This window comes from Pseudomonas sp. OV546 (assembly GCF_900116845.1).
Taxonomy (GTDB): Bacteria; Pseudomonadota; Gammaproteobacteria; order Pseudomonadales; family Pseudomonadaceae; genus Aquipseudomonas; species Aquipseudomonas petroselini.
The window spans coordinates 14,518-28,034 of record NZ_FPCE01000003.1; the positions used below are offsets into that span (position 1 = coordinate 14,518).

Here is a 13,517-nt window from a genome sequence, read left to right on the forward strand (position 1 = left end):
CCTTAGCGCGTGCCGCCGCTCTGCTTGAGAAAGTTGGCGAACAGCTCGTAGCCCTGCTCGGTCAGGATCGACTCAGGGTGAAATTGCACCCCTTCGATATTCAGTGTCTTGTGGCGCAGGCCCATGATCTCATCGACCAAGCCGTCTTCCAGCTGGGTCCAAGCGGTGAGTTCCAGGCATTCCGGCAAGGTTTCGCGCTTGACCACCAGCGAGTGGTAGCGGGTCACCGTCACCGGCAGGTTGAGGCCATGAAACACGCCTAGATCATGATGGAACACCGGGCTGGTCTTGCCGTGCATCACCTGGCGCGCACGCACCACGTCACCGCCAAAGGCCTGGCCGATGGACTGGTGGCCCAGGCATACGCCCAGGATCGGCAGCTTGCCGGCGAAATACTTGATCGCCTCCAGCGAGACACCCGCCTCGGTCGGCGTGCACGGGCCTGGCGAAACCACGATGCGCTCCGGGTTCAGGGCAGCGATCTCGGCCACGGTCAGTTCATCGTTGCGCACCACCTTGACCTCGGCACCCAACTCGCCCAGGTACTGCACAACGTTGTAAGTAAAGGAATCGTAGTTATCAATCATCAGCAACATGGGGGAAACCTCAAGAATTGGGGGTCTGTTCAGCCAGCGCAACGGCGCGGAACATCGCGCGGCGCTTGTTCAGGGTTTCTTCCCATTCGAGGGCCGGCACCGAGTCGGCGACAATCCCGCCACCGGCCTGCACATGCAGCTCCCCGTCCTTGATCACGGCCGTGCGGATCGCAATGGCCGTGTCCATGTTGCCGTTCCAGGCGAAATAGCCCACGGCACCGCCGTAGACACCGCGCTTGACCGGCTCCAGCTCGTCGATGATTTCCATCGCACGGATCTTCGGCGCACCCGACAAGGTGCCCGCCGGCAGAATCGCGCGCAGCGCGTCCATCGCCGTCAAGCCGGCTTTCAGCTCGCCGGTGACGTTGGACACAATGTGCATCACGTTGGAATACCGCTCGATCACCATCTTTTCGGTGAGTTTCACCGAACCGATTTCCGAGACACGCCCGGTATCGTTACGACCCAGGTCGATGAGCATCAGGTGCTCGGCGATTTCCTTGTCGTCGCTCAACAGGTCCTTTTCCAGCGCCAGGTCGGCCTCTTCGGTCGCACCCCGTGGGCGAGTACCGGCGATCGGGCGCACGGTGATCAGGTTGTCTTCGACGCGCACCAGCACTTCCGGCGAACTGCCCACCACGTGGAAGTCACCAAAGTTGAAGAAGTACATGTACGGCGTCGGGTTGAAGCAGCGCAATGCGCGATACAGATCGATCGGCGCGGCCTTGAAGTCGATGGACATGCGTTGCGACGGCACCACCTGCATGCAGTCACCGGCGAGGATGTATTCCTTGATGGTGTCGACCGCACGCTCGTAGTCATCCTGGGTAAAGCTGGAGCGGAACACCGGGTCGGCCGCCGGCGGACGGCTGAGGTCCAGGCCGCGACGCGGGGTGATCGGCTGGCGCAGTTTTTCCATGAGGGCTTCGAGGCTGGCCAGGCCTTGCTCGAACGCGTCGACCTGGGACGGGTCAGCGAGCACAATCGCGTGCATCTTCCCGGCGAGGTTGTCGAACACCACCACCGCATCGGAGACCATCAACAGAATGTCCGGCACCCCCAGCGGATCCGGGTTCGGGCATTTGCCCAGGCGTTTTTCCACGTAGCGCACGCAGTCGTAGCCGAAGTAACCCACCAGGCCGCCGTTGAAGCGTGGCAGCCCAGCAATGGTCGGCACGTTGTAGCGCGCCTTGAACGCCTCGACGAACGCCAACGGGTCTTCGACATCGTGGCTTTCGATCTCGACGCCATCATGGCTAATGCTCACATGATGGTCATGTACCCGCAGCACCGTGCGGCACGGCAGGCCGATGATCGAGTAACGGCCCCACTTCTCGCCGCCCTGGACCGACTCGAGCAGGTAGGAGTTGGGCTCGTCGGCCAGTTTCAGGTAGATCGACAACGGGGTGTCGAAGTCGGCCAGGGTTTCACAGGCCAGGGGGATACGGTTATAGCCGGCAGCGGCCAAACGCAGGAATTCTTCGCGGGTCATGATATGCCTCGTGGCTTGAGGATCTAACAGTCAGGTATGCAAACGTGCCGCAGAGCGCGGCCAGGATCAGTCAGGCGCGCCAACGCCAGCGGGCCAAGGCCTTGATAACTTTCATCCAGAGTTTGCGAGTGACCACCACGATGGAATTTCCAGAAGGGGACGGATCGGTGTCGGGCAACGTTATCTCAGCGCCAGCTCCCAAGCAACCGGGGATTAGCAGGCGCAGGTCATCAATGACCATTGCCGGCGACTCTTCGGCAATCGGCCGGCCATGGTTATAGCCGTAACTGAGGGCTACACACTGCACACCCGCGGCCTTTGCCGCCTGCACATCACTGCGCGAATCGCCGACAAACAACGACTGCGAGGCCGGAATATTGGCCATTTTCATCACGAAAAAAAGCGCCGCCGGGTCCGGCTTTTTCTGCGGCAGGGTATCGCCACCGATGATCCAGCGGAAATAACGGCCGATTTTCATCTGATCCAACAGCGGTGCGACGAAGCGTTCCGGCTTGTTGGTGATCAGGGCCATTTCCACTCCTTGCTTGCTCAGCCACTTGAGGGTGTCGCGCACGCCCGGGTAGACCACGGTCAGTTCGTGGCCGTCTTCGTAGGCGGCGTTGAACAGTTCCAGGGCGTGCTCAGCCTCCACCTCATCCACGCCTTCGGCATCGATGTGGTCGGCCAAGGCCCGGCGCACCAGCATCTGCACGCCGTTGCCAACCCATTCGCGCACCGAGTCGACCCCGGCCGGCTTGCGCCCCAGCTTGAGCAGCATCTCGTCCACCGCCGCCGCCAGGTCGGGCACCGAGTCGATCAAGGTACCGTCAAGATCGAACATCACCAGCCGTGGCAATTTGCCGGGGAACAGCTGCTCAAAGCCGCTCATGGACGCGCCAGCGCCAGTTCGGCGCGCATCTTATCGATGACCTCCTGGTAGTCCGGCGCGTTGAAGATCGCCGAGCCGGCCACGAAGGTGTCGGCGCCCGCCGCAGCGATTTCGCGGATGTTGTTAACGTTGACCCCGCCGTCGATTTCCAGGCGGATGTCACGACCCGAGGCGTCGATCAGCGCGCGGGCTTCGCGCAGCTTGTTCAGCGTACCGGGGATGAACTTCTGCCCGCCGAAGCCCGGGTTGACGCTCATCAGCAGGATCATGTCGACCTTGTCCATCACGTACTCAAGCACGCTCAGTGGAGTGGCCGGGTTGAACACCAGGCCCGCCTTGCAGCCGCCTTCGCGGATCAGTTGCAGGGTGCGGTCGACGTGCAGCGAGGCTTCCGGGTGGAAGGTGATGTAGGTCGCGCCGGCGTCAACGAAGTCGCCGATGATGCGATCCACCGGGCTGACCATCAGGTGCGCATCGATCGGCGCAGTGATGCCGTACTTGCGCAACGCGGCGCAAACCATCGGGCCGATGGTCAGGTTGGGTACGTAGTGGTTGTCCATGACATCGAAGTGCACGAAGTCGGCACCGGCGGCCAACACCTTGTCCACTTCCTCACCCAGGCGGGCGAAGTCGGCGGAGAGAATCGATGGAGCAATGACGAAGGGCTGCATGACGCACCTTTTTTGAGCTAAATCACGATGGCGCGCATTGTATACCTCATGCTTTGCCGCGCGCACCGTGACCTGGCTCAATGGCTAGTACGCAGCCCGATAGATTTTCTCGATATCCGCCGCGCTGAGCTTGCGCGGATTGTTGCGCATCAACCGTTCAATGCCCGCCGCCTCCACGGCCATGGCGGGGATCGCGTCCTCGGGCACCCCGAAACTGCGCAGGCCCGCCGGGATATCTACTGCGGCACACAGTCGCGTCATGGCCTCGACAGCTTGGTCGGCGGCATCATTGACGCTCAAGCCGGCGACATTCACGCCCATGGCCTGCGCAACGTCCTGCATACGCTCCACACAGGCCAGCTTGTTCCAGTGCATCACATAGGGCAGCAACAGCGCGTTGCTCACACCATGGGCAATATTGAAACGCCCACCCAGCGGGTACGCCAACGCATGCACCGCGCCCACCCCGGCATTCCCGAACGCCATACCGGCCATCAGGCTGGCGGTGGCCATATCGTCTCGCGCCTGCAGGTTCGCGGGGTTCGCGTAGGCCTTGGGCAACGCCTTGGCGATCAGTTTGATAGCGCCGATGGCCAGCGCGTCGGTGATCGGCGAAGCATTCAGCGACAGGTAAGATTCGATGGCATGCACCATCGCATCCACGCCGCTGGCGGCGGTGACGCTGCGCGGGCAGGTCAGGGTCATTTGCGGGCTGATCAGCGCGACGTCCGGCAGCAGGTAGTCGCTGACAATGCCTTTTTTCAGCTGCGCGGCCTTGTCGGAGAGGATCGCCACATTGGTCACTTCCGAGCCGGTGCCCGCCGTGGTCGGGATGGCAATCAGCGGCGGGCCCTTGCGCGGCACCTGGTCGACGCCGAACAAATCCGCCAGCGCGCCGTGGTATCCGGCATAGGCGGCAACGCTTTTGGCGATATCGATGGCGCTGCCGCCGCCCAGGCCGATCAAGCCGTCATGCCCACCCTCGCGGTAGACACGCATGCAGTCCTCGACGATGGCGATTTCCGGGTCGGGCAGGACGCGGTCGAAAATCTCGTAGCTGCGTTCGCCCAGGTGCTCGAGTGCCAGCGCCACGGTGCCGGACTTGACCAGCGCGGCGTCGGTGACGATCAGCGGGTTGTCCACATCCAGGCGGGTGAGCTCAAAGGCCAGTTGTTCGATGGCGCCAGCGCCGGTGAGCAGTTTGTGGGCGATCTTGAATGAGGAGGTACTCATGTGCGCGGCCTCTTATCAGGGATGGGCTGGCACAAGAGTAGCTCGGAAAATGGGGTTGCCCAGCATTCAGGGCCTGAATGGTTATTTCCAAGACAACACGAAACCAATGTGGGAGGGGGCTTGCCCCCGATGGCTGAGTGTCAAGCTACACCAATGCTGGCTGACCCACCGCTATCGGGGGCAAGCCCCCTCCCACACTTGAATCTCCAGCAGGCCGTTAGACCGCCGCAGTACGCAGCTTCTCACTGCGGCCACGCAACCATTCCAGGGTCAGCAATAGCAACACCGAGAAGGCAATCAACAGCGTTGCCGCCGCCGCAATCGTCGGGCTGAGGTTTTCGCGGATGCCGCTGAACATCTGGCGCGGCAGGGTCGCTTGCTCCGGGCCGGCGAGGAACAGCGTCACCACCACTTCATCGAACGACGTGGCGAAGGCAAACAACGCCCCGGAAATCACGCCTGGCGCAATCAACGGCAAGGTCACTCGGCGAAACGCAGTCAACGGCGATGCGCCAAGACTGGCCGCCGCCCGCACCAGATTGTGGTTGAAGCCCTGCAAGGTCGCCGACACGGTGATGATCACAAACGGCACGCCCAGCACCGCATGCACCACGATCAACGAGAAAAAGCTGTTGCCCAGGCCCAGCGGTGCAAAGAACAGGTAACTGGCCACGCCGATAATCACCACCGGCACCACCATCGGCGAAATCACCAGCGCCATGACCAACGCCTTGCCGGGGAAATTACCGCGCGTCAGGCCGATCGCCGCCAAGGTGCCGAACACCATGGCCAGCACCGTGGCCGCCGGGGCGACGATGATGCTGTTCTTCAGCGCACGCATCCATTCGGCGGAGGCGAAGAAGTCCTGGTACCAGTGCAGCGAAAAACCTTGCAGCGGGTACACCAGGAAACTGCCGCTGTTGAACGACAGCGGAATGATCACCAGCACGGGCAATATCAGGAACAACAGGATCAAGCCGCAGAGGATCCGCAAGCTGTAGAACCACACCCGCTCAACGGGCGACTTATAAGGGCTCAGCATCGCAGGGCCTCCTTAGCTCAGGCGCAGGCGGCTGGCGCCCACCAGCCGGTTGTAGATCAGGTACAGCACCACGGTCGCCAGCAGCAGCAAGCCGCCCAACGCCGTCGCCATGCCCCAGTTGATACTGGTGTTGGTGTAGAACGCCACGAAGTAGCTGACCATCTGGTCGTTCGGGCTGCCCAGCAGGGCCGGGGTGATGTAGTAACCAATTGCCAGGATGAACACCAGCAGGCAACCGGCGCCCACTCCGGCGTAGGTCTGCGGGAAATACACGCGCCAGAAGCTGGCGAACGGGTGACAACCCAGGGAAATCGCGGCGCGCATGTAGGTCGGCGAGATGCCTTTCATCACGCTGTAGATCGGCAGAATCATGAACGGCAGCAGGATGTGCACCATGGAGATGTAGACACCGGTACGGTTGAACACCAGTTCCACCGGTTTGTCGATCAGTCCCAAGCTCATCATTGCGCTGTTGATCAGGCCGCCGGACTGCAGCAACACAATCCATGCGGCTACCCGCACCAGGATCGAGGTCCAGAACGGCAGCAACACTAGAATCATCAACAGATTGCTTTTGCGCGCCGGCAGGTTGGCCAGCAGGTACGCCAGGGGATAGGCCAGCAGCAGGCAGATAGCCGTGATCACCAAGCCCATCCAGAAAGTGCGGGCAAAAATGTCCAGGTAGATCGCCTGGTCTGGCGTGGCCGGCGCTACTTCGCCGAGGTCGTCGATGCGGTGATCGACAGCCGCCAGCAGGTAGAACGGTGTCAGGCTGCTGGTATTGCGCCGGATCGCCTGCCAGTAGGCCGGGTCGCCCCAGCGTTCGTCGAGGTTTTCCAACGCTTCCTTATAAGAGGCAGGCGCTTCACTGAACGGCAGCGCCCGCGCGGTTTTGGTCAGCAGGCTGCGGTAGCCGGCCAGTTCCATGTTCAGGCGCTTGGACAGATCGCCCAGGGTCTGGTTTTTGCGCGCTTCGCCCAGGTCTTCACTGAGGGCCTGGTACACCGGCTCGCCCGGCAAGCCACGACCGTCCCAGGCCGTCACCGCCACCACGGTGCGCGGCAGACCACCCACCACTTCCGGGTTGCCCACACTTTTGTAGAGCAGCGCAACGATCGGCACCAGGAACACCAGCAGCAAAAACAGCACCAGCGGCGCAATCAAGGCCTGGGCCTTCCAGCGATTAAGCCGCTCGGCGCGCGCCAGGCGCTGCTTGAGGGTGGGGCTGTTGACCTCGTTCGAGGGAACGGCGATGGCCATGGCTGACTCCGGATCTTGAAAATGACGACACATCTATGGCTGGGCTCTAACCCGTAGTGAGCGGGCTTGCCCCGCGCTGGGTGGCGAAGCCGCCCTGAAACCAGGCACCTGGATTCTGTCTGGAAGAATGCGGCGCCTGGCTTGGGGCGGCTTCGCCACCCAGCGCGGGGCAAGCCCGCTCACTACAAAGTCCGATCCAGAAGGGTTACTTGGCAGCCCAGGAATTGAAGCGCTGCTCCAGCTGCTCACCGTTGTCCGCCCAGAAGCTCACATCGATCTGCACCTGGTTGGCGATGTTTTCCGGGGTGGTCGGCATGTCCTTGAGGATGTCCTTGGCCAGCAACGGGACGGCTTGGGTATTGGCTGGGCCGTAGGCGATGTTTTCCGAGTAGGTCTTCTGCTGCTGCGGCTGCACCGAGAAAGCGATGAATTTCTTCGCCGCTTCCGCACGATCCTTGGCCAGGCCTTTAGGAATGGCCCACGCGTCGAAGTCGTAGATCCCGCCGTTCCATACCACTTTCAGGTTGCTTTCTTTCTGCACGGCGGCAATGCGGCCGTTGTAGGCCGAGCTCATCACCACGTCACCCGAGGCCAGGTACTGCGGCGGTTGTGCGCCGGCTTCCCACCACTGGATCGACGGCTTGAGTTCATCGAGTTTCTTGAATGCGCGGTCCTGGCCATCTTTGCCGGCCAGCACTTTGTATACGTCCTTCGGCGCTACGCCGTCGGCCATCAAGGCGAATTCCAGGGTGTACTTGGCGCCTTTGCGCAAACCGCGTTTGCCCGGGAATTTCTTGGTGTCCCAGAAATCCGCCCAGCTGGTCGGCGCGGACGCCAACTTATCGGCGTTGTAGGCCAGCACCGTCGACCATACGAAGAAGCCCACGCCGCACGGCTGGATCGCCCCCTTCACGTAATCGGCAGCGTTGCCGAATAGTTTCGGGTCCAGCGGCTCGAACATGTCTTCGTCGCAGCCACGGGACAGTTCCGGCGACTCCACCTCCACCAGGTCCCAGGACACGCTCTTGGTGTCGACCATGGCTTTCACCTTGGCCATTTCGCCGTTGTACTCGCCGGCGACGATCTTGCCGTTGCCCGCACTTTCCCACGGTGCGTAGAAGGCTTTGACCTGAGCCGCCTTGTTCGCGCCACCAAAGGACACGACGGTCAGGTCCGGGCCGGCCATGGCCTGTGTCGCGCCCATCAAACTCAATGCCAGGACGGAATACTTCAAGGAACTCAACATTGTTGTTCTCTCCACGTGCAGGGTTGGTGAAGCCATGGGGCGATCAATTCGCCTCTAGAAGTGGGTCGAGTGCGCGAACGTGCTCGACTTGCCAGCCAATCGGTACCACGTCGCCGACCGCCAGGGCTGGGTCCAGCTCGGCAATCGGTTGTTTCACAAAAAAATCGGCCTTGCCGCAGACTTCCAGGCGCACGCGCACGTGGTCGCCCAGGTAGATGAATTCCGCCACCCGCCCAGAGAAGCGGTTGACGCAGCTTTCGCTGGAGCCATTGAGGCTCACACGTTCCGGACGCACCGAAAGCGTTACCGGGCCACCGACCTGGCCGACGTTCACGGCCAGCGCCTCGACTTTCTCGCCGCGCGCCAGCTCGACGACACAGCGGTCGCCGGTGTGGCTGTGCAGGCGGCCATTGAGACGGTTGTTTTCACCGATGAAGTTGGCGACGAAGGTGTTCTTGGGTTCTTCGTACAACGTGCGCGGTGCGGCGATCTGTTGGATCTCGCCCTGGTGGAACACTGCCACCCGGTCGGACATGGTCAACGCTTCGCCCTGGTCGTGGGTCACGTACACCACGGTCACGCCGAGGCGCTGATGCAGGTGCTTGATCTCCATCTGCATGTGTTCGCGCAGTTGCTTGTCGAGGGCGCCGAGGGGTTCGTCCATCAGCACCAGTTGCGGTTCGAACACCAACGCTCGGGCCAGCGCCACACGCTGTTGCTGGCCGCCGGACAGTTGCGCCGGGTAGCGTTGGGCGAACGCGTCAAGCTGGACCATGCTCAGCACGCGTTTGACCCGCTCGCTGATATCGGTCTTGCTCAGGCCACGCACAGAGAGCGGAAACCCCAGGTTTTCGGCCACGGTCATGTGCGGGAACAGCGCGTAGTTCTGGAACACCATGCCGATGTCGCGCTTGTGCGGCGGTACGTTGTTGATGGAGCGCCCGGCCAGCTGGATTTCACCGGCGGTCGGCGTTTCAAAGCCGGCGAGCATCATCAGGCTGGTGGTCTTGCCCGAACCGGAAGGCCCGAGCAGGGTAAGGAACTCGCCCTTGCGAATCTCCAGGTTGAGGTCTTTGACGATCAGGTTCTCGCCGTCGTAGCTCTTCTGCACGCCACGAAAGCTGACCAGCACATCATTTGTATCCACCTCGCCCATACCCGCACCTTTGTATTTTGGACTGCTGTGGAACAAGCGTAGTCCAGGCACGAGCCCCCGGAAATCGGGGGCCAGGAGAGAATGGCATCAGCCGGATGGAAGGTTCGGGGTAGGGATCGCCCTACACGCATGGCGGGAATAGAACAGTGCCGCAGCGCCCTGCGCCAGCCATCAGCTCAGCGCCGCTCAAAGGGCGTCGTAAACAGGCATGTGGTTAAAGCAGCTTGTGCTCCATCGCGTACTTCACCAGTTCAGCCAGGGAGGTGATATTGAGCTTTTGCATCAACCGCGCCTTGTGCGTGCTGATGGTCTTGCTGCTCAGCGCCAGTTGCTGGGCGATATCGTTGACGTTGGCGCCCTGGGCCAGGCGCTCGAACACCGAGAACTCGCGCTCCGAGAGCAATGAATGCAGCGGCCGGGTATCGGTAAGGCCGACTTCGAAGACCATGCGGTCGGCCAGGTCCGGGTCGATGTAACGCCCGCCGGCCGCGACCTTGCGGATCGCCGTGAGCAACAGCGCCGGGTCGCTGTCCTTGGTCGCATAACCCGCCGCCCCCACTTTCAAGGCTCGGGCGGCCATTTGCGCTTCATCGTGCATCGACAGCACCAGGATCGCCGGCGGATTGTTCAACGCACGAATGCGCGCAATCGCTTCCAGGCCATTGACGCCGGGCATCGAGATGTCCAGCAACACCACCTCGCACGGTACATGGCGCAAGGTCTCCAGCAGTTGCTCGCCATTGCTCGCTTCTCCAACCACCAGCAGGTCTTTGGCCAGGCCGATCAATTGCTTGATACCTTCACGAACAATGGTGTGGTCTTCGGCTACCAGTACGCGGATCACAGGGACTTCCTCTTGGTGTTATGCATCCAACGGCACCGTCACACTCAGGGTGGTGCCCTCCCCCCGTTCGCTGTCCAGGCGCAGTTGCCCGCCCATGATCAGCACCCGCTCACGCATGCCCACCAGGCCGAATGATACCGGTCGGCCCTGGGCCTGGATGAAACCGACGCCATCGTCGCTGATGGTCAGCCGTAAATCCGTCCCTTCCACCGCCAGGGTCAGCTCGACAGTATGCGCCTGGGCGTGGCGCATCACATTGGTCAGCGCTTCCTGCAGGATGCGAAACAGGCCGATCGCCTTGGCATCGCTCAGCGCCGGCAGGTTATCCGGCACCTGCACCAGGCAAGGAATGTGTGTGCGCGCTTCAAAGCGTCGCGCCTGCCATTCGATGGCCGAGGCAATGCCGGCATCCAGAATCGGCGGGCGCAGTGCCGTCGCCACATCCCGCACCAGCTGGAACAGCTGGGCGATCAGGCGTTTCATGCTGTTCAAACGCTCGTGCAAACCGGGGTCGAGTTGCGCATAGGCCAGCTCGCACATGGAAGTTTCGAGCTTGAGCACGGTGAGCATTTGCCCGAGTTCGTCGTGCACCTCACGGGCAATACGGGCTTTTTCTTCTTCGCGCACGGTTTCCAGGTGGGCGGACAGCTCGCGCAGTTGCGCTTCACTTTGCAGCAAGGCCGCCAGCGTTCGGCGCAACTCGGTGACGTCGTTGAGGTAGACCACCAAGTATTCGGCCTCGGCAAAGCGCAGAAAGCTCAAGGACACGTTGGTCGGCAGGATGCTGCCATCTGCACGCCGGCAATCGGTGGCAAAGTTCTGTGGGCCCTCTTCGCTGGCCCGCGCGCGCTTCCACAGGTTGAGCCAGCGGTCCATATCCAAGGTGGGGTCGAGGTCGATCAGCGGCCGCTCGATCAACGCACCGGGGCCGTAGCCAAGCATGTTTTCGGCCGCACGGTTGGCGTAGCGCACATGGCTGTCCCAGTTGACCCAAAGGATACCGACCGTGCTTTGATCGATGGAGAATTGCGTCAGCCGTAGTGCTTCGGCGCCGGCTGCGCGGGCCTCGCTCTCTTCGCGGGCAGCCAGTAAGCCGTGCTCCAACACGCGCTGCTGGCGACGCTGCCAGAACACCACCGCCAGGCTGGCAAGCAGGAGCAGGCCCAGCAACAGGCTGACGTTTTGCCACAGGCCCGGTGACTCCGTCAGCCGTGGGTACTTGGGCTGCAGCCAGCGGCTGTGCAGTTGGTCCAGGTCGCGGGCGGGGATGGCGCGCAAGGCGCTTTCCATGATGCCGGCCAGCTCCGGCCATTCCCGACGCGTAGCCACCCGCAGCAATTGCGGCAGGCCGATATCGCCCACGACCGCCAGCCCGGCGAACTCCGCCTCGCCGGACAAACGGCTAAGTTGCGCCTCATCCACCACGGCGTAGCGCGCTTGCTGGCTGACCAGCAATTGCAGGGCCTGGCGCTCCATGGGCACGCCTTGCAGGTTCAGGCTCGGATAGGTACTGCGCAGGTAATCGGCCACGGCGCTGGGCATGCGCACGGCGACGCGGGATTGGTCATCGAGTTTTTCCAACTCCACCGCGCCGCCGCCCTCCCGGATGCCGACGATGTGCTGCGGCACACGCATGTAGGGATCGGAGAACAACCACAGGCGCAAACCGGCCGGGGTTTGCTGCAGGCCAGGGGCGATGTCCACTTCGCCCTCGCGTACGGCCGCTTCCAGTTGCTCCTGGCTGGGGAAGTTGCGCCAGGTCAGCTCGATGCCCAGCGCCTTGGCCAGCCACTGCATCAACTCGACATTCGCCCCGGACAACCGCTGCAAACGCCGATCGTATTGCGCGTAAGGCGCCTGCAACACCAGGCCCACCCGCAGCTCCGGGTGCTGGGCCAGCCATTCGCGTTGTTGCACAGTGAGCTGCGCCTGGGGTGCGGCGGGCGCAGGGGCGGCATTTGCCATCAAGGCAAGGCACAAGCAGCCGATAACCAGCAGACAGCGAAAACCCATGATCCACGTCTCACATCACTGACAAATACTGACCAACCCATTAGGCTGCTGGAATCACTTCTGGCCGGGAATTAACGATGCCCTTTCTCCACCGTTCGGCACTGCCAGCATTGTGCCTGTCGCTGCTTATTACCAGTGCCTTTTCTGTACAGGCCGCTGACGCGCCTGAGCCTGCCGCCGAAAAACCCGTCGAACGCCAGCCCTTGCCCGAGCGCAGCAAGGAAGAAGCCAGCGCCCTGGAACGTAAAATCCCGCAACAGGAACAGCAACAATTGCAGGCCGGCAGCGATACCTTTCTCGCGCTGTGGAAACCGGCCAACAGCGCCGAGCCCGAAGGCGTGGTGATTATCGTACCCGGCGCCGGCGAAAATGCTGACTGGCCGCAAGCAATCAGCCCGTTGCGGCATAAATTGCCGGATGCCAATTGGGGCAGTCTCAGCCTGTCATTGCCGGACGTGAGCGTAGATACCCTGCCGCCGCGCGTCATGGAAGCGCCCAAGGCCACCGTCGACACCAGCAGTAAAGAAGCGAGCACCGCCGACAAACCCATCGAGCAGGCCGCCAGCGCCGAGGCCGAAGGCACCGACCCTTCGGTGGTGCCTGGCGCAGACGAGCAAGACAAGACTGACGCCTCGCGCATCTTCGACCGCATCGATGCCGCCGTGGCCTTCGCCCAGACCCAGAGCGCACGCAGCGTCGTGCTGCTCGGCCACGGCACCGGCGCGTGGTGGGCCGCACGTTATGTGAGCGAGAAGCAACCGTCCCAGGTGCAGAGGCTCGTCATGGTCGCGGCGCAGACGCCCACCGGGCGCCATCCGGATGTGCAGCAACTGGCGCCCGGCCTGAAACTGCCGACCGCCGATGTCTTCTATCAAGACGACGCCCAATCACGCAAAAACGCTCTGGCACGTGCCCAGGCGGCCAAGCGCTTGAAGAATGAGGGTTATAAACAGGTGTCGCTGAAGACCCTGCCCGGCAACAGTGCTGCAGAGCAGGAACAGTTGTATCGCAGGGTTCGTGGCTGGTTGAGCCCGCAGGCGACTTCAGACTGATCACCGGCTTCAACACCACCCTG

General features: G+C 62.3%; 12 protein-coding genes. 1 reads left to right on the plus strand and 11 read right to left on the minus strand.

What is annotated here, in order from left to right:
* Window positions 1-2: 2 nt before the first annotated feature.
* The 11 genes from BM403_RS08060 to BM403_RS08110 form a co-directional block, all read right to left on the minus strand.
* Window positions 3-596 carry an aminodeoxychorismate/anthranilate synthase component II gene (locus BM403_RS08060; RefSeq protein WP_093542390.1) on the minus strand — a complete coding sequence of 198 codons (594 nt, stop codon included), beginning with the start codon at window positions 594-596 and terminating at the stop codon, window positions 3-5.
* 10 nt (window positions 597-606) lie between these two features.
* Window positions 607-2,088 (minus strand): anthranilate synthase component I, encoded by a 1,482-nt coding sequence (gene trpE, locus BM403_RS08065; protein ID WP_015886158.1) that lies wholly within the window; start codon window positions 2,086-2,088, stop codon window positions 607-609.
* A 70-nt stretch (window positions 2,089-2,158) separates the two neighbouring features.
* Complete coding sequence (locus BM403_RS08070; protein WP_015886159.1) at window positions 2,159-2,977, minus strand: phosphoglycolate phosphatase; 819 nt, start codon at window positions 2,975-2,977, stop codon at window positions 2,159-2,161.
* Entirely contained in the window at window positions 2,974-3,648 is a 675-nt protein-coding gene (rpe, locus tag BM403_RS08075; protein ID WP_046035020.1) for a ribulose-phosphate 3-epimerase, read from the minus strand. Before rpe ends, BM403_RS08070 begins: the two co-directional genes overlap by 4 nt.
* An 84-nt stretch (window positions 3,649-3,732) precedes the next feature.
* Entirely contained in the window at window positions 3,733-4,881 is a 1,149-nt protein-coding gene (locus tag BM403_RS08080; protein WP_093542392.1) for an iron-containing alcohol dehydrogenase, read from the minus strand.
* Window positions 4,882-5,098: 217 nt separating this feature from the next.
* Complete coding sequence (locus tag BM403_RS08085) at window positions 5,099-5,923, minus strand: ABC transporter permease (protein WP_093542394.1); 825 nt, start codon at window positions 5,921-5,923, stop codon at window positions 5,099-5,101.
* 12 nt (window positions 5,924-5,935) lie between these two features.
* Entirely contained in the window at window positions 5,936-7,183 is a 1,248-nt protein-coding gene (locus BM403_RS08090; RefSeq protein ID WP_015886163.1) for an ABC transporter permease, read from the minus strand.
* A 205-nt stretch (window positions 7,184-7,388) separates the two neighbouring features.
* Window positions 7,389-8,429, minus strand: coding sequence for an ABC transporter substrate-binding protein (locus tag BM403_RS08095; protein WP_015886164.1), 1,041 nt, complete (start codon window positions 8,427-8,429; stop codon window positions 7,389-7,391).
* Window positions 8,430-8,472: 43 nt separating this feature from the next.
* Complete coding sequence (locus BM403_RS08100; protein ID WP_093542396.1) at window positions 8,473-9,585, minus strand: ABC transporter ATP-binding protein; 1,113 nt, start codon at window positions 9,583-9,585, stop codon at window positions 8,473-8,475.
* 214 nt (window positions 9,586-9,799) lie between these two features.
* The gene (locus tag BM403_RS08105; protein ID WP_015886166.1) at window positions 9,800-10,429 is read right to left on the minus strand and encodes a response regulator; all 630 of its coding nucleotides are present in this window, start codon (window positions 10,427-10,429) and stop codon (window positions 9,800-9,802) included.
* A gap of 18 nt (window positions 10,430-10,447) precedes the next feature.
* Window positions 10,448-12,442, minus strand: a complete 1,995-nt coding sequence (locus BM403_RS08110) for a PAS domain-containing sensor histidine kinase (RefSeq protein WP_015886167.1) — start codon at window positions 12,440-12,442, stop codon at window positions 10,448-10,450.
* Window positions 12,443-12,519: 77 nt separating this feature from the next.
* On the opposite strand from BM403_RS08110, the gene BM403_RS08115 reads away from it, so the two are divergent.
* Window positions 12,520-13,494, plus strand: a complete 975-nt coding sequence (locus BM403_RS08115) for an alpha/beta hydrolase family protein (protein ID WP_093542398.1) — start codon at window positions 12,520-12,522, stop codon at window positions 13,492-13,494.
* Window positions 13,495-13,517 lie beyond the last annotated feature (23 nt).